Genomic DNA, 22,714 nt, shown 5'->3' with positions numbered 1-22,714 from the left:
CGATCATGGCAGGCGCAGGAGCGACCTACGATCTCGAGATCGGCGGCATGACGTGCGCGTCGTGCGCGTCGCGCATCGAGAAGCGGCTCAATCGCATCGACGGGGTCACGGCTTCCGTCAACTATGCGACCGAGAAGGCGCACGTCGAGGCCGCTCCGGGCATCGACGTCGACGACCTCATCTCCGAGGTCGTGCGCACCGGCTACTCCGCCGCGCTCCCGCGCGAGGAGGAAGACGGTGAGCCCGATGCCGCGTACCGGCTCCTGCGTCTGCGCCTGATCGTCGCCGCGGCGCTGGCGATCCCCGTGATCGTCCTCGCGATGGTCGAGCCGCTGCAGTTCCCCGGCTGGCAGTGGGCGTCGCTCGTGCTCGCCACCCCCGTCGTCACCTGGGCCGCCTGGCCCTTCCACCGCGCGACCTGGCTGAACGCCCGCCACCGTGCCGTGACGATGGACACCCTGATCTCGGTCGGCGTCACGGCCGCCTACCTCTGGTCGCTGTACGCGCTGTTTTTCGGCACTGCGGGCATGTGGGGGATGACTCACCCGTTCCGGTTCACGATCGAGCGCGGCGACGGGCTCGGCAGCATCTACCTCGAGGTCGCCGCCGGAGTGACGATGTTCCTGCTGCTCGGGAGGTTCCTCGAGCAGCGGTCGAAGCGCCGCGCGGGCGCCGCCCTGCGGGCACTCGGAGAGCTGGGTGCGAAGGACGTCGCGATCCTCCGAGACGGCGTCGAGACGCGGATGCCGCTGTCTCAGCTCCTCGTCGGAGACGTGTTCGTCGTGCGCCCTGGTGAGAAGATCGCGACCGACGGCATCGTGCTCGACGGCTCGTCGGCCGTGGACGCCTCGATGCTCACCGGCGAGTCGGTCCCCGTCGAGGTGACGCCGGGCGACACGGTCACCGGCGCCACGGTCAACGTGGGCGGGCGCCTGCTCGTCACGGCCACGCGCATCGGCTCCGACACGCAGCTGGCGCGCATGGCGCAGCTCGTCGAGGAGGCGCAGTCGGGCAAGGCGGAGGCGCAGCGCCTCGCCGATCGCCTGTCGGCCGTGTTCGTGCCGATCGTGTTCGCGATCGCCGCGGTGACCCTCGCCGTGTGGCTCCTCGCGGGAGGCGGCGCCGCTGCGGCGTTCACCGCCGCCGTCGCCGTCCTCATCATCGCGTGCCCCTGTGCGCTCGGTCTCGCGACGCCGATGGCGCTTCTCGTCGGCACGGGCCGAGGAGCCCAGCTCGGCGTGCTCATCAAGGGCCCGGAAGTGCTGGAGTCCACGCGTCGTGTCGACACGATCGTGCTCGACAAGACCGGCACGGTGACCAGCGGACGCATGACCCTGCTCGATGTCGTCCCCGCAGCCGGCGAAGACCGTCTGCAGGTGCTGCGGCTGGCGGCCGCCGTCGAGGAGGCATCCGAGCACCCGATCGGGCAGGCCATCGTGCGGGCTGCGGTCGAGCAGTTCGGCGACCTCCCCGCCGTGTCCGACTTCCAGAACGCGCAGGGCCGAGGGGTCTCGGGTGTCGTCGACGCGCACGCCGTGATCGCGGGGCGCCCGTCGCTGCTCGCCGACTGGGCGCTGCATCTCCCGGCCGATCTCGCCGCCGCGTTCGACCGTGCGGAGTCCGAGGCGCGCACGGCCGTGGCCGTCGCGTGGGACGGTGCGGTGCGCGGCATCCTCGTCGTCGCCGATCAGGTCAGACCCAGCAGCGCCTACGCGATCGCGGCTCTGAGGGGCCTCGGCCTCACCCCCGTGCTGCTCACGGGTGACAACGAGAAGGCCGCGAGGCAGGTCGCCGCACAGGTGGGCATCGACGAGGTGCGCGCCGGAGTGCTCCCCGAGGGCAAGGTCGCCGAGGTCGCCGCGCTGCAGGCGCAGGGCAGGGTCGTCGCGATGGTGGGTGACGGCGTGAACGACGCCGCGGCTCTCGCCTCGTCCGACCTCGGCATCGCCATGGGCACGGGAACGGATGCCGCGATCGAGGCATCCGACCTGACGCTCGTCCGGGGCGACCTGTGGGGAGCGGTCGACGCCATCCGGCTCGCGCGCCGCACGCTGGGCACGATCCGGGGCAACCTGTTCTGGGCGCTCGCGTACAACGTCGCGGCGCTCCCGCTCGCCGCTCTCGGTCTGCTCAACCCGATGCTCGCCGGTGCCGCCATGGCGTTCTCCAGCGTGTTCGTGGTGCTGAACAGCCTCCGGCTGCGTCGGTTCCGCAGCGCCGCGCCCGGGATGAGAACGGCCTAGGAGCGCTCCCAGCACGAGGCTATATTGGGCCCTAGACGGATTCTTTCCGGAAGTCATGCGTTCTGGGGAGCGAGATGCGGAGTATCGCGGTGGTCGTCGGGGGGCTGCTGGTGATCGGCGGCGGAGTCCTCGTCGTGTCCGCGGATCAGCAGCGCGTGGCGGCTCTGCAGGAGGCCAAGGCCGCCGTCGAGGATGCTCGCGGGGAGGTCGCCGAGCTGCGGGCCGCGAACCACGGGCTGTCCGAGAAGCTGGCGGCTCTGCAGTCGCAGATCGCCGAACAGGACGCGCAGCTCTCCGACGTCACGGGGTTCCTGCAGTGAGGCGGATGCTGGCGGTCACGGCGGCCCTCGCGGTCGTCGTCGCCGCGGGCGTCGTCGGACGGGCGAACGCCCTCGATGCCGAGCGGGCCGAGACCGTCGCCCAGCTGCGTGCCGTCGTGGCGTCGCTGGACGACGCCCAGGGGCGCTCCGACCACCTGCACGGGTTGATCGACGCCGCGGAGAAGGATGCTGCGGACAGGGCGGCCGTGCTCGCCGTCAGGCCCGCGTTCACCACGGAGGTCGCCGCGCTGACCTCGGCGCTGAGCGGCGCTGAGGGCAAGATCGATACCTCGGCGACCAGGGCCTCGGCGCTGTCGGCGCAGCAGTCCGTGCTGGCCGAGCGCAAGGACCCCGCGGTCGTGCAGGCCGCGACCGCCACGGTGCATGCGCTCACGGCGAAGGTGACGGGCGACGTGGCGACGTGGCAGGCGGCCCAGTCGGCCCGGAGCGGACCAGGGGGACCGGCGTGGTCGTCGAGCGGGCCGGACGGCTATGCGAGGGTGCGCGCGGCGCTCGACCGTGTCGGCGGTGCGGGAGTCGGTCTGTACGAGTCGACCTCATGCGCGGGCGGGAGCGCGGCGGCGTGCGCCAACAGCAACGGCTACATCAAATACAGCGCCGGCATCGTCGGCTGGAGCGCCGACCGCTTGAACTGGGCCATGGCGCACGAGCTCGCGCACATCTACCAGTTCCAGGTGTGGGGTGCGCTGACCTCGTCATCGACGTATCGGACCATGTTCGGCAGCGACCCGGAGTTCCTCGCGAACTGCATGGCCGTCGTCCGCGGCTTCCCCGGAGCGGTCGGATGCGACGCCGACCAGCAGGCCTGGGCATCGGGGATCTGGGTCGGCGCGGTCCGCTGAGTCAGGAGATCGGGGTCGTCGTGTCGATCGCCTCGCGGAGCGGCCGCCGCATCGCCTTCCAGTAGGAGCGCGGCGCGAGGCGCACGAGCACGTCGATGAGCCCGGCCTCCCTGCCCACCATCGTGCGCGCGCGGCGCCGCTCGGTCGCGCGGACGATCTGCGCCGCGGCATCCGCCGGCTCGGTGTGGTACATCGCCGCCTGCGCCGACGCCGCCCTCGCCGCCACCGCCGGGTCGATCGCGGCCGCATATCGGCCGTGCAGGATGATGCCCGTGCGGACGCCAGCGGGGTACACCGCCCCGACGGTGACGGACGTGCCCTCCAGCTCGTGCCGCAGGGCCTCGGAGAAGCCGCGGACGGCGAACTTGCTCAGCGAGTACGGGATGCGCCCCGCCGGAGCTGCCAGTGCGTACACGCTGGCGAGGTGCGTGATGTGCGCGGCCGGCGCCGACCTGAGCGCCGGCAGCAGGGCCTTCGTGATCGACACCGTGCCCCAGAGGTTCACGTCGACGAGCCAGCGCATCTCCTCCATCGTCAGCTGCTCGAGGCTGCCGAGCATCGACGATCCGGCGCAGGTGATCAGCGCGTTGATCCGAGGGTGGGCGGCGACGATGTCGGCGGATGCCGCGAGCACGGCGTCGTCGTCGCGGAGATCGACGACGTGCGTGGTGACGGTCGTGCCGGCGAGTTCGGCGGCGACGGCATCCAGCGCCTCCGCGTTGTGATCGATGAGCGCGAGATGCGCGCCGGAGGCGGCCAGCAGGCGCGCGATGTCGGCGCCCATCCCGCTGGCGGCGCCGGTGATGACGGTCGTGCTTCCGGCAAGGGCGAGACGCTGCATGCATCCTCCTCCTGGCGCGTTTCCGGGTGTGCGCCCTCGTGCTTCGTCGCAGGCGGGGAGTTCCTGATCGTGATCCATTCTGACCGACCAGCCGGGGGAGGGGAACCGCTACGCTCGTGAGAGAGGAGGTTGCGGTGGGACGAACTGCGGATGCCATCGCTGAGGGCGTCGCGATCGCGACCTCTGCCGCGCGCCTCGCCGTGAAGAACCACATCCTCGTCGGGACGATCGCCGAGGACGGCGTGTTCGACACCGAGAAGTACATCGCCGACACCCGTGAGGCCCTCCGCGCGATGGCCGAGGAGGCCGAGGAGTCGGAGAAGGCGCTGAACGCGCTCCGCAAGCGTGCTCGCGGCCGTCATTCCGACCCGGTCGGCACCCATGACTACCGCGATCGCGATGTGCGCAACCTCAAGCGCAGGGCCAGGCAGTCGCACGGCGTCGCCGCGAAGCTGCGCGAGATGATGGAAGACCCCGAAGAGCTCGGGGTGATCGTCGAGGAGGCCCGCAAGGCCGCGTGGGCCGACGTGCGCCACAACCTCGATCGTCGCCTCAAGGTGGAGGGCATGCGTCCCGACCAGGACCCGGACTACGAGCGCATGCGCGAGGCGCGGATGCAGGCGCTGAGGCTCGTCGATCTGCAGGCCCTGTCCTCGGAGCAGCGGGCCAAGGAGAAGCGCAGGAAGAAGCAGCAGAAGGCGGCCGAGAAGGAGTCGGCGAAGGCCTCCAAGGGGGCGTCGAAGGGCGACTGAGGCCCCGTTTCGCTTTCCGGCGGAGACTGTTGTAGGCTGTTCCACGGCCCGCTGAGCGGGCTGGGCGCCCGTAGCTCAATGGATAGAGCATCTGACTACGGATCAGAAGGTTAGGGGTTCGAGTCCCTTCGGGCGCACACTGTGTTGAGACAGTGATGAGACGGCTTCCGCTTCGGCGGGGGCCGTTTCTGCGTTGACGGGGGATGTGAGTCCCACGGTTCGGGCGGCGGGAGCGCCGTCTGCGCACGTCGTACGGCAGAGGATGGCCGCTAGTATCGGCAGCGCGTCCTCCGGTCTCTTCCACGAGGGTCTGCGCCGAGCGCCGCGCACGGCGGCACGACGCATCGTGTGGGGAGTCGTGACTCTTGTGCCTCTCGGCGCGATCGCCGCGTGCTTCACCGTCGTCGCCGTGTTGGGGTGGTTCGGCGAGATCACTCAGGCGGACGCGGAGAGGATCCCGTTCACGGTCTTCGCCGTGATCTTCGATCTCATCTTCGTGCTGGCCCTCGTCTTCGGCGCCGTGGAGGTGACGCGTCAGTTCGCCCGGGAGGGGCGCCCGCATCAGGGGAAGAGCGGTAGTCGCTCGCACTGCCGACTGTTCTGTCGCCGGGACCCGCAGGTGGCAGTGGCGGGTCTGGTTCACGCGTGAGTTTCGTATTACGCTTATCTTATGAGCGCAGGTGAGACGATCAACGGGGCTCCCGTCACAGAGCAGCAGATCTCCGACTGGGCCGCAGAGGCAGAAGCCGGGTATGACGTCGCCGAGCTGAAGAAGCGCGGACGGGGACGACCTGGCCGGGGTGCTGAACCGTCGCAGGTCGTCGCGCTGAGGTTGACGAGCGAGGAGCTCGCTGAGCTGGATGCGAGTGCGGCACGGCACCACACGACTCGGTCTGAGTTGATTCGGGCTGCGCTCGCCGCATACGCTGCGTGAACATCCACGATTCGGCGCGCAAGCACGGCATCTCGGAGGACGACGCGCGGCAGGCGGCATCCTGGCCTCTGTGGATCGAGGATCTTGACGAGGACACGCCATCCCGCCAGCTGAGGCTCGGGTTCGATACCCAGGGGAGACTGCTGGAAACCGTGGTCCTCGTGTTCGACAGCGGTAACGAACTCGTCATCCACGCGATGAAGGCCCGGCCTCAGATGCTCGACCTGCTTCCATGACGTGCGGTCGCCGTCCGCCGCTCAGGATAATCTCGAAGGTGTGACTGCATCCCGAGCCGAGGCCGCGTACTCCCGCGCTGTCACGGCGTTCAGCACGCCGACCCTCGACCTTCTCCACGGCCGATTCGCGCCGTTCGTCGTCGCCTCCCTCTCGATCCTGTTCACGGCGGATCGCGCCTCCGTCCCGATCGCCGAAGCCCATGCCGAGCTGACCGAGGTGCTCGATGAGCTGAGGGCGGCGGGCTACGACGAAGACGACCGTCGGGTTCCTGCGGGCAGCGGCCGCGACGTGTGCCGGCACTGGGTCCGTCTGGGCTGGCTCGTGCAGCAGATCGACGACGACGTCGAGGTGTACCGCCTCTCCGCGCACGCCGTGGAGGCGCTGGAGATCGCCGGCCGCACGGGAGGTGGGCGCACGCGCGTCTCGAACTCGCGCGTGCGCACGCTGCTGGAGGCCGTGGAGCACCTTGCCGACAGTGCAGAGGCCGACCCTGAGCGCCGTCTCGCGCGGCTGCGCGAGGAGCGCGCGGTGCTCGATGCCGAGATCGCGCGCATCGCCGAGTCCGGCAGCGCCGATCCGCTCGACGACGAGGAACTGCTCGAAGAGGCCGAGAACGTCCTCCATCTGGCGCGCGAGCTGCCGGCCGACTTCACCCGCGTGGCGGAGTCGCTCAAGGCGATGCAGCGCGACGTCGTCGCCCATCTGCGCCGTGACGAACGGCCGACGGGCGAGGTGCTCCGCGAGTACCTGCAGCGTGCGCAGGACGTCATGCAGTCGACCCCCGAGGGGCGCGCCTTCTCCGGCGCGCTGCGGCTGATCGGCGACCCGGAGCGCATCGACGCGCTCAACGACCAGCTCCACACCCTGCTCCGGCAGCCGTTCGCGCGGATGCTCGACGGGAGCCGTCGCGCCGAGCTCGACGCGATCGGCCGGCGGGTCGAACTGGGCGTCGAGGAGGTGCTGGCGGCGCAGCGCCGCGCATCCCACGTCATCACGGGACAGGTGAAGACCCACGACCCCCTGCGGGACCGCCAGATCGACGACCTGCTGCGCGACGTCATCGCCGGCCTCCACGCATGGAGCGGTGGGGGATCCGTCGCCGAGCCGGTGCGCAGCATGCCGCTCGTCGATCTCGGCCACCTCCGACAGACGTCGAGCGATGTCCGCCCGCCCGGAGCGCCGGCTCCGCTCGCGGATGCCGTCGACGTCGAGTTCGTCGACGCCGACACCAGGGCCTGGGGCGGGCCGCGGTACGCGGAGCTGGAGGAGTACGTCGCGGGCCTCGGGGAGGAGTTCGACCTCGGCACGGCGTTCGCGCACGCCGCGGACGACACCCGTCGCCCCGTCGACCTCCTCGGCCTGCTGGAGATCGCCCATCGCAACGGCATGAGCGAGGGCGACGACGTGTCGGTGGTCGTCGCCCTGCGTCCGGACGGCACCACGCGACGGTTCGCGTTCGGCGCGGTCACGGCGCGCACCACGAAGGAAGAAGCACATGACTGACGAAGACTTCGAGACGGCGGCGCCGGTCGATGATCCGTTCATCTCCCCGATCGCGATGGAAGACGACATCGAGGAGCACTTCCCGGGCGACCGCGGAACGCTCGATCCCGAGATCCGACGGGTGCTCGTGCACATCCTCCAGCGCCGGTTCATCGCCGCCGAGCGCAACCGCCGGGAGTGGACGCTGCTGCTCGACCACCAGCAGGTGATCGAGTCGCGCCTGAACGACCTGTACCTCCGTCTGGTCGTCGACCACGGCCGCGGTTTCGCCTACAAGCAGCAGCTGCGTTCCGACGAGATCGACATGCCCGTCCTCCTCAAGGACACCCCGTACTCGCGCGCCGAGACCCTGGTGCTCGTGCATCTGCGCACGGTCTATCAGCGCGAGTCGGCCGCGGGCGAGGCATCCGTCCGCATCGACGTCGAAGACGTCGAGCAGACCGTGCTGAGCTACTTCACCGAGGTCGAGGGCAGCACGGCCAGGCAGCAGAAGGCGATCAGGAACGCCCTGGACCGCCTCGACCGAGAGGGCATCGTGCACGAGGAGACCAGCGGGCGCTACCGGATCAGCGCCCTCGTCGAGGTCGTCCTCAGCGCGGAGACGCTCAAGGAGCTTCGAGAATGGCTGCGATCGCAGGAGGTCGTCGCGCGATGACGATGGTGGACACGCTCTTCGGGCTCATCCCCGCCGGTTCGCGGGGGCAGCAGTGGGTCGCCGAAGACCTGCAGCTGATCAACTGGGGCGGATACGACGGCGGACCGCACCGCGTGCGGTTCTCGCCGTACGCGACCCTGCTCTGCGGTGGATCGGGGTCGGGCAAGTCCACGCTGATGGACGCCTACATCGCGCTCATGATGCCGCACACGACGCCCTTCAACGGCGCATCGAACGGCGGCGTCACCGGCCGCCCGCGCGGAGACGAGCAGCGGAACATCCTGTCCTACGGTCGAGGCAAGATCGACGAGTCCCGCACGGAGGACGGCACCAAGCTGCGGGTCCTCCGCGGAGACGGCGAAGACACCTGGAGCGCGATCGCGACGACGTGGCTCGACCACGACGGGACCCGATTCACCGCGGTGCGGGCGTGGTACATCCCCGCCGACGCGCGCGTCCTCGAAGACACTGTCCGCGTGCGCGCCACCGTGAACGGCCCTTTCGATCTGGCGCGGCTGGAGCAGGCCGCGGCGCAGCGCCTCTCCGACGCCGCCGTCCGCGACGCCGGGCTGGAGACCCTCGCCACCGATCGCGAGTTCTCCGCGCGCCTGCACGCCGTGCTCGGCATCGGCGCCGCGGGCTCCGGTGCGAAGGCGATCAGCCTCCTGGCGCGGATCCAGGCTGGTCAGCAGATCACCACGGTCGACGACCTCTACAAGAAGCTCGTGCTCGAAGAGCCGGAGACGATGGCGACGGCGGATGCCGTGGTCGCGCACTTCGACGAACTCGAGAGCACGCGGACGCGCATGCTCACCGCGAAGCAGCAGGTGAGCGCGCTCGAGCCGATCCGCGGCATCAAGGAGCGGATCGCGGCGGCAGCCGAGCGCGTGCGCGTGATCGACGAGGTGGGCGTGTTCTCCGAGCCGTCGTCTCTCGCCGCACTGTGGAGCGCCGAGCGTCGTCTCGGTCTGCTGCGCGAGGTCGAGACGGAGCTGGGCGACCGCACGCGTTCGCTGCAGCTCTCCGTCCGGGAGAAGCGCGCGCTCGTCGAGGCGGCTGACGTGGAGCGCGAGGGTCTTCTCGACGTGCTGCGTCAGTCGGGCGGAGACCGGTTGGAGACGGCACAGCGCGAGCTCAGGGTCGCCGAGCGTCGTCTGGAGGAGGTGCGCCGCGAGCGCGAGCGCTTCGACCTCGTCGCGAAGGAGCTCGGCGCCGACGTGTCGTCTGCGGCGGACTTCGAGGCTCTCGTGAAGGGAGCCCGCAGCGCGGCGCCCGGTGTGTCGGTGCGCGACCTGCGTGCGGAATTCGCCGACGCCGAGACCGCGCGCCGAACGGCGAAGTCCGAGCTGGATCGTGCGCAGGGTGAGCGGGACCGCACGAGCCGGATGCGCAGCAGCATCCCCGCGCACCTGGACGAGTCCCGCACCCTGCTGGCGGAGGCGGCCGGACTCGATCCGAGCGAACTGCCCTTCGTCGGCGAGCTCGTCGAGGTGCGCACCGAGTTCGAGCCGTGGCGCGAGGCGTTCAACCTCGCCCTCGGCGGCTTCGCGAGGACCCTCCTGATCGACGTCGCTCAGCTCGACGGCTTCCGTGCGGCGATCAACGGCATCCGCACTCCGGAGCGACTGAACTACGAGGGCGTGCATACCGGGCTGGCCGAGCTGCGCGCCGCAGACGCGAAGACGCTCCCGGGTCGCCTCGACCACCAGAAGACCCCGTTCACCGGATGGCTGCAGCAGCGTCTGCAGGAGCGCTTCGGGTACGTCTGCGTCGACTCCTCGGCGCAGCTCGGCGACCACCAGAAGGCGCTCACGATCACCGGGCAGGTGTCGCAGGGCAGCCGTGGCGCGCACGGCGGGCAGGGCCGCGGCAACCTGCTCGGCTTCACGAACGACCGTCGGCTGCGCGAGCTCGACGAGCAGCTGCAGGAGCTCGCCTCCCGGTACGAGGAGGCGGCGTCGGCGGCGCAGGATGCCGAGACCGCGCTCGACCGCATCGAGGCGCGATCGAAGGCGTTCGCGAGGATCGAGGATCTCACCTGGGAGCAGATCGACGTCGCCGCGGTCGAGGCGGAGCGCACGCGCTGGCTCGCCGTCGAGGCGGAGGTCACCGAGGGGAACCCCGAGATCGCGCAGCTCACGCGGCAGGCCGACGAACTGAAGGTCCGCGCCGGTCGTCTCCGCCAGGAGGAGGCTCGGCTGACGAGCGACCTGGAGCAGGCGCAGGCGCACTGGGCTCAGGTCACGGACGAGGTCGACGCCTGCCAGAGCGTGATCGATGCTGCCGACGCCGGCGGCATCGCCCTGGAAGACGGCCATGCGTCCTTCCTCGACTCCCGCTTCCTGCTCGTCGACGCGGCGAGCCCCACAGCCGCGCAGCGGCTCGCGCACCTCGACACCGCGCTGCGCACCGCCGCTCAGCGTCTGCTCGAGGATCGTCGCGCCGCCGCGGAGGCCTACGACGAGCAGCGCGAGAGCATGCGCCGGCTCATGACGGGCTTCCTGGAGCGCTGGAACGACCTCACGATCCTCCCCGACCCCGACGAGTCGGTCGCCGAGTTCGAGAGCATCCTGGAGGCGCTGCAGACCAACGGGCTGCACGAGCTCGAGATCGAGTGGCGGGACAGTCTCCTCAAGCTCTCCGGCAACGACCTCACGAGTCTCGACTCCACGCTCGCCCGTTCCCGTCGCGAGATCAAAGACCGCATCGAGCCGATCAACCGGATCATGGCCGAGCTGCCCTTCTACGACGACGATCACCGTCTGCAGATCGCGCCGCGGGAGAACCAGTCCGAGGCGCGCAAGCGATTCCTCAGGGAGCTCCGCGAGGTCAGGCAGCTGATCGAGGCTGCCTCCACGGATGCCGAGCGCGATGCCGTCTACCGCAGGATGAGCCGTCTCATCGGGCGGATGCGGCGCACCGCTCCGGACTTCGCGGAGCTCATCGACGTGCGCAACCACGTGCGGGTGAGCGCGGAGCGCATCCACGCCGTCACTCGCGAGCACGTCGCCCTCTACGACCACATCGGGGAGAAGTCCGGAGGCGAGTCGCAGGAGCTCGTGGCGTTCATCGTCGGCGCCGCGCTGCGCTACCAGCTCGGCGACGCCGGCGCCCCGCGTCCTCGTTACGCGCCGGTGTTCATGGACGAGGCGCTCATCAAGGCCGACGCGCACTTCACGAAGCGGGCGATCGGCGCCTGGCGTGGGCTCGGGTTCCAGCTCGTCATCGGCGCGCCGAACGACAAGTACAGCGCGATCGAGCCGCACGTCGACGTCGAGTACGACATCCTCAAGGACACCAGGGGCCGCTCCTGGGCCAAGGCGAAGGTCGGGCTCCCGGAAGACGCCTGACCCCGGGTTTCGCGCTGAAGCCTCTCGGGCGAGGGGCGTCTCGTGTGGGGGTGCCGAACCGCCGCGGATGCTGGGTTCTCCGCGAGGGCCCCGCCGTTCGCGACGGTTGGGCGCCTGGGTGCGCGGATGCCGGGACAGCGGGCGCGCGGCGCCGTGCCGGACCGAACCGGGCCGGACGGGGGCGGGCTAGAGCAGGCTCGTGATGGCGGGGTCGCGGCGGGCGACCTCGGTCGCCGTGGAGATGATCGCGTGGCGTATCGCCGCCACCGCGAGCGCAGGTGTCACGTCAGAGCGGTGGGCGAGGCTGATCGTGCGCGTCATCGAGGGGTGCGCGAAGCGGACCGACCGCAGCTCGGGTCGATCGAGCAGCACCATGGCGGGCACGACGGCGACGCCGACTCCGCGCTCGACGAAGCGGAGCACGGCATCCATCTCCGCCCCCTCCAACACGACGTTCGGGGTGAGGTCGGCGGCGCGGAAGGCGGCATCCGTCGTCGTCCGCAGGGAGTAGCTGTCGTCGAACACGATGAGCGGCAGCGTCGACAGCCGGTGGATGTCGATCACCGCATCCTCGGCGATCGGGGGATGGGCCGCGGATGACACGACCACCAGCTCCTCGGCGAGCAGAGGGGTGCGGGTGAGGCTCACCCCCGGAACGGGCTGCGCCGTCGACTCGGTGATGAGGGCGATGTCGACAGCACCCACGGCGAGCTGCTCGACGAGCAGGCGGGAGCCGCTCTCGGTGAGATGGAGGTCGACGTCGGGGTAGGAGGAATGGAACGCGCTGAGGGCCTCGGCGACGAGGCTGATGCACAGGGTCGGCGGAGCCCCGAGGCGCACGCGTCCGCGGCGGAGTCCGGCCAGCTCGCCCATCTCTTCGCGGATGGCGTCGGCCTCGGCGAGCATCCGCTGCGCCCGGGGGAGCAGGGTCTCTCCGGCGGCGGTGAGGGCGATGTGTCCGCGTGCCCGGTGGAACAGCTCGGCCCCGAGCTCACGCTCGAGTGTGGAGATCTGCCGGCTCAGCGAGGGCTGCGCCAGGTGCAGGCTCTCGGAGGCTCTGGTGAAGTGCCCGAGCCGGGCGACCTCCACGAAACCGCGCAGCTGCTCCAGGTTCATGGCCATAGCTTAGCCGCATGATTCTGACTCGAACTATGCATTGGAGTTATTAGGCAACCCTAACTAGCGTGGCCGACATGAGCACACGCGAACGTCAGATCTCCACCACCGTCCTCGTCATCGGCACGGGCGGATCGGGGCTGCGAGCGGCGATCGAGATCGCCGAGCACGGCGTCGACGTCGTCGCCGTCGGCAAACGACCCCGGAACGACGCGCACACATCGCTCGCCGCCGGCGGCATCAACGCGGCCCTCGGCACGATGGATGCCGAGGACAGCTGGCAGCAGCACGCCGCCGACACCATCACGGAGAGCTACCTGCTCGCCAACCCGCACACGGTCGAGATCGTGACCCAGGGCGCCGAGCGCGGCATCCGCGACCTCGAGCGCTGGGGCATGGACTTCGCCCGTGAAGACGACGGCCGCATCTCGCAGCGCTTCTTCGGCGCGCACACCTTCCGACGCACCGCCTTCGCCGGCGACTACACGGGCCTCGAGATCCAGCGCACCCTCGTGCGGCGGGCCGAGCAGCTCGACGTGCCGATCCTCGACGGGGTCTACATCACGCGTCTCCTCGTGCGCGACAACGTCGTGTTCGGCGCCTACGGTTTCGACCAGGCCGACGGCACGCGGTACCTGATCCACGCCGATGCCGTGATCCTCGCCGCCGGTGGACACAACCGCATCTGGCGGCGCACCTCCTCCCGCCGCGACGAGAACACCGGAGACTCCTTCCGTCTCGCGGTCGACGCGGGCGCACGGCTGCGCGACCCCGAGCTCGTGCAGTTCCACCCGTCCGGCATCATCGAGCCGGAGAACGCGGCGGGCACCCTCATCTCCGAGGCCGCCCGCGGCGAGGGCGGCGTCCTGCGCAACGCGCTCGGCGAGCGCTTCATGCCGAAGTACGACCCGGAGCGGATGGAGCTGTCCACCCGCGACCGCGTCGCGCTCGCCGCGTACACCGAGATCGCCGAGGGGCGGGGCACCGAGAACGGCGGCGTCTGGCTCGACGTCTCGCACCTGCCCCGCGAGACGATCATGACGAGGCTGCCCCGGGTCTACCAGACGATGATGGAGCTGCAGATGCTCGACATCACGACCGACCCGATCGAGATCGCCCCGACGGCCCACTACTCGATGGGCGGCGTGTGGGTGCGGCCGGAGGATCACCAGACCGACGTCGACGGGCTGTACGCGATCGGCGAGGCGTCCAGCGGTCTGCACGGAGCGAACCGCCTCGGCGGCAACTCGCTCATCGAGCTGCTCGTGTACGGGCGGATCGTCGGACAGGCCGCGATGGCGCACGCCGCAGGCCTCGACGCCCAGCGCCGTTCGGCGGATGCCGTGGCGCAGGCCCGGGCCGAGATCGACGATCTCCTCGCGGCGGACGGGCGGGAGAACGTGCGCGCCCTGCAGCGCGCGATCCGCGACACCATGACCGCCTACGCCGGAGTGGTCCGCTCGGAGGAGGGGCTCCGCACCGGACTCGCGGAGCTCGACCTCATCGAGGGGCGCATGGAGGACGTCGGCATCCACCCCGACATCGCCGGGTTCCAGGACCTCGCTCACGCCTTCGACCTCAAGGCCTCGGCGCTGGCGGCGCGCGCGACGATGGAGGCCGCGCTGGAGCGTCGCGAGACCCGCGGATGCCACAACCGCAGCGACTTCCCCGACACCGACCCGACGCTGCAGGTCAACCTCATCTGGAGCCCGCGCGACGGCATCACGCGCGAGGAGATCCCGCCGATCCCCGCCGAGATCGCGGAGCTGATGCGCGAGGTCGACACGAAGGGCAAGCTCGTCGAGTAGCCCGGCGCTCCGCCGGCTCCCGTCGCGAAAGATCCCGCTCAGGTACCCCCGGAGCGGGATCTTTCGCGACCGGAGCGAGCCCGGAGCGGGCCCGGAGCGAGCCCGGAGCGGGCGGGACGTCAGCGGCTGATGTCGGCGACGGTCGTGCCGGTCGCGGCCGCCGACAGCGACAGCGCCACGTCCGCCTGGCTCAGGATGCCGACCAGCAGGTGATCCTCGATCACGGGAAGACGGCGGATCTGATGCTCCCGCATGAGGTCGAGGGCCACACGCACGTCATCGTCGGCGGCGACCGTCACGGGCTTGCCCTTGGCGAGCGCACCGGCGGGCGTGGTGTCCGGGTCGAGGCCTGCGGCGATCGCGCCGACGACGATGTCGCGGTCGGTGAGCATCCCCTTCAGCCTGCTGTCCTCCCCGCAGATCGGCAGGGCGCCGACATCCAGCTGGGCCATCACGGTCGCGGCGATCTGCAGCGAGTCGTTCTCGCCGATGCAGCGCGGGCTCGGGGTCATGATCTCTCGTGCGGTGGTCATCGTCTTCCCTCTCGTCTCGATCGTTCGTCCTGATGTCCTGCGATGCGCCGTGGTGCGCGGACGCCGTGTCAGGCGCCGGTGCGCGGATCCCGCTCCGGGCCGTCCGAGTAGTCGGGCCGCGGGGGCTGCACGGGCTGATCGGAGTACTCGCCGCCCTCTCGCCCTCCATACGGGCGTCCGTGGTCGGCGAACTCCTCGCGGGCGAACACGAGGCTCCACGGTCCGGCGGTGAACCGGGCTCCGGTGCGGAGCGTCTCCGTGCGGGCGCCTCCGTGCGTGGCATCCGTGTCGGGGCTGGCGTTCATCTCGCCCTCGCCGTGCAGCTCGAGGACGTACTCGTCGCGCTCGTCGTGCGTGATGGTGGCGTGCAGCGGCTCGGTGTCGGCGAGGCGCAGGTCGCTGTCGTCGGCCGAGCCGATCCGCACCAGGTCGGACTCGATCGCGTACTCGTCGCGGTCGTCGTCGCGGGTGATGCGCAGGCGCGGCGACCCTGCTCCCCACTCTGCGTGAGTGGTCGTGGGAACGTATCCCTCGTCGTCGGGAATGCCTGCGTCGTCTGCACCGCGGTCGTCTCGTGCGTCCATGGACCGCACCTCCTCCGTGTCGGCCCTCAGGCTAGGCAGACGCGGATGCTGTGGCGCAGGGGGTTGACTTCAGTCCTCCGCAGTGATCGCGTCTTCGCTGGAGATCATGTCGGCGGTGACGAGGACGATCCCGCCGGAGGAGTTCGCGGAGTTCGCCATCGCCGCGATCCACTCCGGCTGCAGCGGAGGGGGAGTGGGGTCGTCGAACACGAACCGCAGCGGGATCGACGGATGCAGCCAGATCGTCGAGCGACCGGGGACATCGCCCTCCGGGTGCGCCCACGACAGGGTGAAGCTCTCGTTGCGACGGAGCTTGGTCGCCACGACCACCTTGAGGTGCGCCAGGGCGAGGTCGTCGATGTGGATCGGATCGTCGGCGTTGCCGTAATAGAACATGCCCATGCGTTCTACGCTACGCAGAGAGGGTTTGGTCCAACAGCATTCGTCGGGCCTCTGTCATCGAGTCGAGGAGAACAGCGGATGGGCAAGTTCGTCTACGAGGGCGATGTGAAGACCGAGATCGAGGATCGCGCCCTCACGCACCTTCAGCTGGTGATCACGGCGAAGCTGCGTCGGGGCGAGCCGTTCCCGTTCAGCTGGCGTGAGGACGCGAGTGTGGGCGGCGGGCGGACGACCGTGTGGATCCAGCCGGGCAGCGCCCTGGTGTTCAAGTACTTCGGCAGCAGGCAGCCTTCGATCAACCGTGCCTGGATCGAGGCTCTCGCGTTCACCGCCAACGCGCCGAGCGGCCTCTACCTGGTGCCGGAGCCTGCGGAGGCCGGCTCGGAGCCGGGGTCGGGCGAGGTGCCGGTCACTCCGCCGATCTGAGGCGCAGCGGGCGCGGGTCAGGGGAGATCGAGCTGATCGAGGTTGAGCTCGCCCGAGGCGTTGAGCCGATTCATCATGGCCGTCACACGCACCGGATCCAGCGCGGGGATCTCGGCGTGGTCGTAGCCGAACTGCAGGGGGATCGCCGGATGGATCCAGATGGTCATACGCGCGTCCGGCCCGTCGCCCTCCGGGCTCCAGGTGAGCATGAAGCTCTCCTGACGCCGCAGCTTCGTCGAGATGACGATCTTCACGTGCGCGAGAGTGACATCGTCGATCGGGATCGGCCCCGAGGTGCCGTCGTACTTCAGCCTGCCCATACCGCCCAGTATCGCCGATGCCCGGAGGCGGCGGGTGACAGCCGCCTCCGGCACGTCGTCACTTCGTCTTCGGAGTGCGGTTCTCCGCGCTGACCATCCAGGAGAGCTGCTCGACCCTCTCGAGGATGGCGTGCAGCATGTCGGCGCTCGTCGGATCCTCCTCGTCGACCTCGTCGTGCACATCGCGGCAGGTCGCGGCGACCGCGTCGAGCCGGGCGGTCATCAGATCGATGGCGTCGCTGGTGAGGATCTCCCCCTGCGGCGCGTCGGCGAGCGTGGTGCTCTTCGCCACGACGGCGCTCCTCCCGTCGGGGAGCGCGTGCAGCGCCCGCATCCGCTCGGCGATCGTGTCGGCGAAGCCGCGCGCCGCATCGATGATCTCGTCGAGCTGCAGGTGAGTGTCGCGGAAGTTCCTGCCGACGACATTCCAGTGCAGCTGCTTGCCCTGGCTCGCCAGCTCGATGAGATCGACCAGGACGCGCTGGAGGTCGTCCGTCAGCGCGGCCGAGGCGGTGAACGCCGACTCGGCTCCCTCCTTCGCCGTGCGCCGCGCGGTGGACGACCGCGGCGATCTCGTCGCGGTCTTGCCGGTCTTCTTGATGTCTGCAGCGCTCATGTGCGTCGCCGTCCCTTCGTGGTGGGTCTGTCGTCACGTCGTCCGTGAACGGCTCACGCTAGGTGCGGATGCCGGTGAGGGGAACGGCCTTGCGCGCGTCGACCGGGGGAGGTACACGCGCGTCGGGATCGCGGAGACACGCCGCCGCAGAGGGCACGGGGCGTAGGCTGAGACGGTGACTGCGTACGTCTCGGCCTTCGACCTGTTCTCCATCGGAGTGGGGCCCTCGAGCTCCCATACGGTCGGCCCGATGCGGGCGGCTCTCGAGTTCGCCGGGCGGCTCGGAGCGACCGACGCGATCGACCGCGTCACCAGGGTCGGCAGCACGCTCTACGGCTCGCTCGGCGCCACCGGCATCGGTCACGGGACGCCGGATGCCGTCGTCGCCGGACTCCGCGGACTCGCCCCGGAGACCTGCGACCCCGCCGATGTCCGCTCGGCGTGGACCGACTTCCCCGCGGGGGAGTCGCTCCGCCTGAACGGCACGCACGAGGTGGCGTTCAGCAAGGACGACATCGTCTTCGCGCCCCGCACGCGCCTCCCGGGGCACCCGAACGCCATGACCATCACGGCCTGGGATGCAGACGGCGGCACCGTCGCGGAGGAGACCTACTACTCGATCGGCGGCGGCTTCATCCGCCGCGACGGCGAGGAGGCGAAGCTCTCCACCGCCGCCCTGCCGTACTCGTATGCGGATGCCGCGTCCCTCCTCGCGCTGTGCGACGAGAACGGACTCACGATCGCCGAGGTCGCGCGTCTCAACGAGACCGCCATGCGCAGCGAGGAGGAGGTCGCCGCGGGGCTGGACGCGATCTGGGACGCGATGGCCGCATGCGTCGACGCGGGGCTGCACGCCGACGGCGTCCTCCCCGGCATCCTCAAGGTGAAGCGTCGCGCTGGGACGATCCGCGCGCAGCTCGACGCCTCGGAGGCCGACGGCCACCGGGAGCTCCCCGGCGAATGGCTGGGCGCCTTCGCTCTCGCGGTGAACGAGGAGAACGCCGCCGGCGGACGCGTGGTCACGGCCCCGACGAACGGTGCGGCAGGCATCCTGCCCGCCGTCGCGATGTACTGGTGGCGCTTCCTCGCCGACTCGGGTCTCGGCGCGGGCAACGCGGTGACCCCCTACGGCGAGCTCGTCGGCAGCGCCCTGCTCGGCTTCGGTGCGGAGGCGTCGCTCGTCGCGGTCGGCGCGATCGAAGACCCCGACGCCGTCGCCGAGGCGAACCGCCGCCGTGGCATTCGCCGCTTCCTGCTCACCGCGACCGCTCTGGGGTCACTGTTCAAGGCGAACGCCTCGATCTCCGGCGCGGAGGGCGGATGCCAGGCCGAGGTCGGATCGGCGTGCGCCATGGCCGCCGGCGGGCTCACCGCCGTCATGGGCGGCACCAACCGGCAGATCGAGAACGCCGCGGAGATCGCGATGGAGCACCATCTCGGGCTCACGTGCGACCCCATCGGGGGCCTCGTGCAGATCCCCTGCATCGAGCGCAACGCGATCGCGGCGTCGACCGCCGTCACCGCGACCCGCCTCGCCCTGCGCGGCGACGGCAGCCACTACGTCTCCCTGGACGCCGTCGTCGAGACCATGCGCCAGACCGGACTCGACATGTCCACGAAGTACAAGGAGACCAGCGAGGGCGGCCTCGCGGTCAACGTCATCGAGTGCTGACGGCATCCCCGTCTCATGTCAGCGGCTCCGGGTAGCCTCCTCGGAGGAGGTGACATGGAGTCGATCTGGAAGGCCGGCAGCAGGCGTCGCCGCGAGCAGCCGGTGGTGGCGGTGCGCCCCTCCGACGACGCTCCGGCGCCGAGCCGGCAGTGGCCGACCAGCATCCCCGCCGTGGCGCAGGTGCTGCGTGACGGCATCGACCTCGCACCAGGAGTGACCTTCCTGGTGGGCGAGAACGGCAGCGGCAAGTCGACCATCGTCGAGGGGGTCGCCGTGGCCTACGGGCTCTCGCCCGAGGGTGGTTCCCGTCAGGCCATGCACAGCACCCGCCCGACCGAGTCGCCGCTGTCGGACTGGATCCGACTGCAGCGCGGCGTGGGGGCCAACCGCTGGGGCTTCTTCCTGCGGGCCGAGACGATGCACTCGTTCTACACGTACCTCGAAGAGAATCCGTCGACGAGGGGTCCCGACGTCCCGTTCCATGAGATGAGCCACGGCGAGTCGTTCCTCGCGATACTGGAGAGCCGCTTCGACGAGCCCGGCTTCTACTGTCTCGACGAGCCCGAGGCGGCGCTGTCGTTCCAGTCGACGCTCGCGCTCATCGCCGTGCTCCAGCGCATCGTCGACGACGGCGGTCAGGTGCTGTGCGCCACGCACTCGCCGGTGCTCGCCGCCCTTCCCGGTGCGCAGATCCTCGAGGTCGGTGACTGGGGCATCCGCCCCGCCGCGTGGAACGACCTCGAGCTCGTGAACCACTGGCGGTCATTCCTCGACTCGCCTGAGCGCTACCTGCGGCACCTCCTCGCCTGAGCGCTTGTGCGGCGGCGGGGCGGCAGGCCGCGGGCGCCGGCGGCGGGGCGCAGGCCGCGGGGGGCCGGTCACCTGAACGCAGGTGCCGACGGTGGGGCGGCGGGCGCCGGCAGCGGGGCGCAGGCCGCGGGGCGCGGTCACCTGAACGCAGGTGCCGACGGCGGAGCGCGATCGGCGGGTCGTAGGCTGTCGAGCATGACCGAGTCGAGAGCGCCGCGGCGCCGCGGACGCCCCCGCGGAGGAACGGACTCGCGGGAGCGGATCATCGGGGCGGCGGTCGACGAGTTCGGCGAGCACGGATACGACGGCTCCACGATCCGTTCGATCGCCGCGCGCGCCGGAGTGGACTCCGCGCTCGTGCACCACTACTTCGGCACCAAGGCCGATCTGTTCGCCGAGGCCGTCGGCATCCCGCTCCGGCCCGACATCGACGTGCCCGCGATCCTCGCCGGCCCGCAGGACGAGGTGGGGGAGCGGCTCATCCGCTACCTGCTGGACTCGTTCGAGCAGCCGGAGATCCGCCGCCGCGGGGTCATGCTCATCCGCACCGCGATCGGCAGCAAGCTCACGACGCCGCTGCTGGCGGGGTTCCTCTCGCGCGAGCTGATCGGACGCATCGCCAAGACCCTCGGCGTCGACGATGCGCAGCTGCGCGCCAGCCTCGTCGCCTCCCAGGTGGCGGGGCTCCTCATCGCACGGTACGTCGTGAAGCTCCCTGCGCTGACCGCGGCGCCGATCGACGAGCTCGTCGCCAGGGTCGCACCGACGGTGCAGCGGTACCTCTTCGACTGACGCGACGGATGCCGCGGCATCCCCCCTGTCTCGGCGGGCCCGCCCGGTGCGGAGCGGATGCCGGGGCGCCCTCGTCTCGGCCGATTCGTCCGGTGCGGTGCGGTGCGGTGCGGTGCGGAGCGGTGCGGAGCGGATGCCGTGCCCCCGGGCACAGCTTCGGAGTGGAGTGGGCGACACGCCGCGGCCAGGTCTCCGGGTACGGCGTGTCGGAATCGAGGTCCGAAGTTGTGCCCGGGGTGAGGTCCGAAGTTGTGCCCGAGGTGAGGTCCGAAGTTGTGCCCGGGTGCAGATGAGTCCGCCCCCGCCACGACATCCATTGACCTCGGCGGCGCCCGGGCGCATAATTCATCACATGATGAATAACTCGGCGGTCGAGATCACCCAGCTGCGGGTGCGGCGGGGGCGGACGCGCGTGTTCGACGGCATCGACCTGACGATCCCGCGCGGAGAGATCACGGGGCTCCTCGGCCCGTCGGGGTGCGGCAAGACGACGCTGATGAGATCGATCGTCGGCGTGCAGCGGATCGCCTCGGGTGAGGTCTCCGTGCTCGGCGAGCCCGGCGGCTCGGTACGCCTGCGGGATCGCGTCGCCTATGGGACGCAGGGGGCCGCGGTCTACGGGGATCTGACCGTGCGGCAGAACCTGTCGTACCTCGCGGCGCTGCTGAAGGCGCCGAAGGGAGATGTCGACCGCGTCATCAACGAGGTCGGCCTCCGCGATCAGGCGGGGCAGCTCGTCGAGTCGCTCAGCGGCGGGCAGTCCACGCGGGTGTCTCTCGCGATGGCGCTGATCGGCGCTCCGGAGCTCGTCGTGCTGGACGAGCCGACCGTGGGCCTCGACCCCGTCCTCCGGGCCGAGCTCTGGGGGCTGTTCCGCGCACTGGCCGATCGCGGCGTGACGATGATCGTGTCGAGTCACGTCATGGACGAGGCGCTGCGCTGCGACCGGCTGCTGCTCATGCGAGACGGCCGGATCATCGCCGACACGACCCCGCGGGCGCTGCTCGACGACACCGGGACGTCCGATCCGGAGGCCGCGTTCCTCGCCCTGATCGAGAGGGACCGTGCAGCCCAGGGGCCGGGTCGCCGCAGCCGCAGGGAGGTGTCGGAGTGAACGGCCGGCGGATGCTCGCCACCGCCGCTCGCGTGCTCGGGCAGCTGCGACACGATCCGCGCTCCATCGCGCTGATGCTGATCGCGCCGAGCCTCCTGGTGGGTCTGTTCGCGTGGCTGTTCAGCGACCAGGACGGCGTCTTCGACCGCTTCGGCGGGGCGATCCTCGCGCTGTTCCCGTTCATCGTGATGTTCCTGATCACCTCGATCACGACGCTGCGCGAGCGTCGGTCGGGCACCCTCGAGAGACTGATGACGACGCCCCTCGGCAAGGCCGACTTCATCCTGGGCTATGCGCTCGCGTTCGGTCTGATGGCGGTGCTGCAGGCCGTGATCACGGTGTCGTTCGCGGTCGGGGTGTGCGGACTCGACGTCGAGGGTCCGCTGTGGCAGCTCGGACTCGTCGCCGTGGTCGACGCGCTGCTCGGCACCGCGCTCGGACTGCTCGCGAGCGCCTTCGCGCAGACGGAGTTCCAGGCGGTGCAGTTCATGCCGCTGCTCGTGTTCCCGCAGATCATCCTCGGCGGGCTCTTCATGCCGAGGGATCAGATGCCCGAGGTGCTGCACGCGATCTCGGACTGGCTGCCGCTGAGCTATGCGATCGATGCGATCGGCGCGGTCACGGCCGGTGACGAGGGATGGGACGTGTACGGGCCGCTGCTCGTGGTCGCGGCGTTCGCGGTGGGCGCGCTGGTGCTGGCGGCCCTGACGTTGCGGCGGCGCACGCGCTGAGCGCAGCGAACGACGTCGAGCAGGGGCGGGCACGATTTCGGACGCGGATGCCGACACTCCGTGTTCAGGGCGCCTCCCGTCGGCGTGTCGGC

At 70.5% G+C, this 22,714-nt stretch carries 24 protein-coding genes and 1 tRNA gene; 18 read left to right on the top strand and 7 right to left on the bottom strand.

Annotation, left to right across the window (positions count from 1 at the left end; translation table 11 throughout):
- The first annotated feature begins 5 nt into the window (after positions 1 to 5).
- The 3 genes from ACFVRO_RS00930 (at position 6) to ACFVRO_RS00920 (ending at position 3,426) form a co-directional block, all read left to right on the top strand.
- Positions 6 to 2,243, top strand: a complete 2,238-nt coding sequence (locus ACFVRO_RS00930) for a heavy metal translocating P-type ATPase (protein WP_386948254.1) — start codon at positions 6 to 8, stop codon at positions 2,241 to 2,243.
- 74 nt (positions 2,244 to 2,317) lie between these two features.
- On the top strand, positions 2,318 to 2,563 hold the full coding sequence (locus ACFVRO_RS00925; protein WP_386948251.1) for a hypothetical protein: 246 nt from the start codon (positions 2,318 to 2,320) through the stop codon (positions 2,561 to 2,563).
- A 5-nt stretch (positions 2,564 to 2,568) separates the two neighbouring features.
- Complete coding sequence (locus ACFVRO_RS00920; RefSeq protein ID WP_386948249.1) at positions 2,569 to 3,426, top strand: hypothetical protein; 858 nt, start codon at positions 2,569 to 2,571, stop codon at positions 3,424 to 3,426.
- Between the two features lies 1 nt (position 3,427).
- On the opposite strand, the gene ACFVRO_RS00915 is transcribed toward ACFVRO_RS00920, so the two are convergent.
- Positions 3,428 to 4,267 (bottom strand): SDR family NAD(P)-dependent oxidoreductase, encoded by an 840-nt coding sequence (locus tag ACFVRO_RS00915; RefSeq protein ID WP_386948246.1) that lies wholly within the window; start codon positions 4,265 to 4,267, stop codon positions 3,428 to 3,430.
- Between the two features lie 134 nt (positions 4,268 to 4,401).
- Here ACFVRO_RS00915 and ACFVRO_RS00910 point away from each other — a divergent pair, with 134 nt between their 5' ends.
- The 8 genes from ACFVRO_RS00910 to ACFVRO_RS00875 all read left to right on the top strand — a co-directional run bounded on the left by ACFVRO_RS00910 (position 4,402) and on the right by ACFVRO_RS00875 (position 11,698).
- Positions 4,402 to 5,019: an asparagine synthase gene (locus ACFVRO_RS00910; RefSeq protein WP_386948243.1), complete on the top strand. Its 618-nt coding sequence runs from the start codon at positions 4,402 to 4,404 to the stop codon at positions 5,017 to 5,019.
- Between the two features lie 64 nt (positions 5,020 to 5,083).
- A tRNA-Arg gene (locus ACFVRO_RS00905) sits at positions 5,084 to 5,156 on the top strand.
- A 125-nt stretch (positions 5,157 to 5,281) separates the two neighbouring features.
- Positions 5,282 to 5,668, top strand: a complete 387-nt coding sequence (locus ACFVRO_RS00900) for a hypothetical protein (RefSeq protein ID WP_386948241.1) — start codon at positions 5,282 to 5,284, stop codon at positions 5,666 to 5,668.
- 21 nt (positions 5,669 to 5,689) lie between these two features.
- Positions 5,690 to 5,953: a ribbon-helix-helix protein, CopG family gene (locus ACFVRO_RS00895; RefSeq protein ID WP_105674762.1), complete on the top strand. Its 264-nt coding sequence runs from the start codon at positions 5,690 to 5,692 to the stop codon at positions 5,951 to 5,953.
- Positions 5,950 to 6,189, top strand: a complete 240-nt coding sequence (locus ACFVRO_RS00890) for a toxin (RefSeq protein ID WP_386948238.1) — start codon at positions 5,950 to 5,952, stop codon at positions 6,187 to 6,189. The genes ACFVRO_RS00895 and ACFVRO_RS00890 overlap by 4 nt, the downstream gene beginning before the upstream one ends.
- Positions 6,190 to 6,229: 40 nt before the next feature.
- Positions 6,230 to 7,693 carry a DUF3375 domain-containing protein gene (locus tag ACFVRO_RS00885; RefSeq protein ID WP_386948235.1) on the top strand — a complete coding sequence of 488 codons (1,464 nt, stop codon included), beginning with the start codon at positions 6,230 to 6,232 and terminating at the stop codon, positions 7,691 to 7,693.
- The gene (locus tag ACFVRO_RS00880) at positions 7,686 to 8,348 is read left to right on the top strand and encodes a DUF4194 domain-containing protein (RefSeq protein ID WP_105674756.1); all 663 of its coding nucleotides are present in this window, start codon (positions 7,686 to 7,688) and stop codon (positions 8,346 to 8,348) included. The genes ACFVRO_RS00885 and ACFVRO_RS00880 overlap by 8 nt, the downstream gene beginning before the upstream one ends.
- Positions 8,345 to 11,698, top strand: coding sequence for an ATP-binding protein (locus tag ACFVRO_RS00875; RefSeq protein ID WP_386951572.1), 3,354 nt, complete (start codon positions 8,345 to 8,347; stop codon positions 11,696 to 11,698). The genes ACFVRO_RS00880 and ACFVRO_RS00875 overlap by 4 nt, the downstream gene beginning before the upstream one ends.
- A gap of 186 nt (positions 11,699 to 11,884) precedes the next feature.
- Here the strand turns inward: ACFVRO_RS00875 and ACFVRO_RS00870 are convergent, their stop codons facing one another.
- Positions 11,885 to 12,814, bottom strand: a complete 930-nt coding sequence (locus ACFVRO_RS00870; RefSeq protein ID WP_386948232.1) for a LysR family transcriptional regulator — start codon at positions 12,812 to 12,814, stop codon at positions 11,885 to 11,887.
- A 77-nt stretch (positions 12,815 to 12,891) separates the two neighbouring features.
- Between ACFVRO_RS00870 and ACFVRO_RS00865 the strand changes: the two genes are divergently transcribed.
- Positions 12,892 to 14,622, top strand: coding sequence for an L-aspartate oxidase (locus tag ACFVRO_RS00865; RefSeq protein ID WP_386948229.1), 1,731 nt, complete (start codon positions 12,892 to 12,894; stop codon positions 14,620 to 14,622).
- 119 nt (positions 14,623 to 14,741) lie between these two features.
- Here the strand turns inward: ACFVRO_RS00865 and ACFVRO_RS00860 are convergent, their stop codons facing one another.
- From ACFVRO_RS00860 to ACFVRO_RS00850, 3 genes are all read right to left on the bottom strand, one after another.
- Complete coding sequence (locus ACFVRO_RS00860) at positions 14,742 to 15,155, bottom strand: CBS domain-containing protein (RefSeq protein ID WP_386948227.1); 414 nt, start codon at positions 15,153 to 15,155, stop codon at positions 14,742 to 14,744.
- Positions 15,156 to 15,223: 68 nt separating this feature from the next.
- Positions 15,224 to 15,739, bottom strand: coding sequence for a hypothetical protein (locus ACFVRO_RS00855; RefSeq protein ID WP_386948225.1), 516 nt, complete (start codon positions 15,737 to 15,739; stop codon positions 15,224 to 15,226).
- A 69-nt stretch (positions 15,740 to 15,808) separates the two neighbouring features.
- Positions 15,809 to 16,141 carry a hypothetical protein gene (locus tag ACFVRO_RS00850; RefSeq protein ID WP_386948222.1) on the bottom strand — a complete coding sequence of 111 codons (333 nt, stop codon included), beginning with the start codon at positions 16,139 to 16,141 and terminating at the stop codon, positions 15,809 to 15,811.
- A gap of 78 nt (positions 16,142 to 16,219) precedes the next feature.
- On the opposite strand from ACFVRO_RS00850, the gene ACFVRO_RS00845 reads away from it, so the two are divergent.
- Positions 16,220 to 16,567, top strand: coding sequence for an ATP-dependent DNA ligase (locus tag ACFVRO_RS00845; RefSeq protein WP_105674748.1), 348 nt, complete (start codon positions 16,220 to 16,222; stop codon positions 16,565 to 16,567).
- Between the two features lie 17 nt (positions 16,568 to 16,584).
- Here ACFVRO_RS00845 and ACFVRO_RS00840 read toward each other — a convergent pair whose 3' ends face one another.
- Both ACFVRO_RS00840 and ACFVRO_RS00835 read right to left on the bottom strand, forming a co-directional pair.
- On the bottom strand, positions 16,585 to 16,887 hold the full coding sequence (locus ACFVRO_RS00840) for a hypothetical protein (protein WP_386948219.1): 303 nt from the start codon (positions 16,885 to 16,887) through the stop codon (positions 16,585 to 16,587).
- A gap of 58 nt (positions 16,888 to 16,945) precedes the next feature.
- Positions 16,946 to 17,503 (bottom strand): DNA starvation/stationary phase protection protein, encoded by a 558-nt coding sequence (locus ACFVRO_RS00835; RefSeq protein ID WP_341940226.1) that lies wholly within the window; start codon positions 17,501 to 17,503, stop codon positions 16,946 to 16,948.
- Positions 17,504 to 17,678: 175 nt separating this feature from the next.
- On the opposite strand from ACFVRO_RS00835, the gene ACFVRO_RS00830 reads away from it, so the two are divergent.
- The 5 genes from ACFVRO_RS00830 (at position 17,679) to ACFVRO_RS00810 (ending at position 22,622) form a co-directional block, all read left to right on the top strand.
- Complete coding sequence (locus ACFVRO_RS00830) at positions 17,679 to 19,175, top strand: L-serine ammonia-lyase, iron-sulfur-dependent, subunit alpha (protein WP_386948217.1); 1,497 nt, start codon at positions 17,679 to 17,681, stop codon at positions 19,173 to 19,175.
- Between the two features lie 54 nt (positions 19,176 to 19,229).
- Positions 19,230 to 19,985: an AAA family ATPase gene (locus ACFVRO_RS00825; protein WP_344012291.1), complete on the top strand. Its 756-nt coding sequence runs from the start codon at positions 19,230 to 19,232 to the stop codon at positions 19,983 to 19,985.
- 195 nt (positions 19,986 to 20,180) lie between these two features.
- Positions 20,181 to 20,777: a TetR family transcriptional regulator gene (locus ACFVRO_RS00820; RefSeq protein ID WP_105674738.1), complete on the top strand. Its 597-nt coding sequence runs from the start codon at positions 20,181 to 20,183 to the stop codon at positions 20,775 to 20,777.
- Between the two features lie 352 nt (positions 20,778 to 21,129).
- Positions 21,130 to 21,891 (top strand): ABC transporter ATP-binding protein, encoded by a 762-nt coding sequence (locus tag ACFVRO_RS00815; RefSeq protein WP_386948214.1) that lies wholly within the window; start codon positions 21,130 to 21,132, stop codon positions 21,889 to 21,891.
- Positions 21,888 to 22,622, top strand: a complete 735-nt coding sequence (locus tag ACFVRO_RS00810) for an ABC transporter permease (protein WP_386948211.1) — start codon at positions 21,888 to 21,890, stop codon at positions 22,620 to 22,622. Before ACFVRO_RS00815 ends, ACFVRO_RS00810 begins: the two co-directional genes overlap by 4 nt.
- Positions 22,623 to 22,714: the final 92 nt, after the last annotated feature.

The sequence above is a fragment of the Microbacterium sp. NPDC057944 genome (assembly GCF_042887445.1).
GTDB lineage: Bacteria > Actinomycetota > Actinomycetes > Actinomycetales > Microbacteriaceae > Microbacterium > Microbacterium natoriense.
Note: the sequence above shows the minus strand (reverse complement) of the source record. Positions and strands in the feature narration are given on the sequence as shown.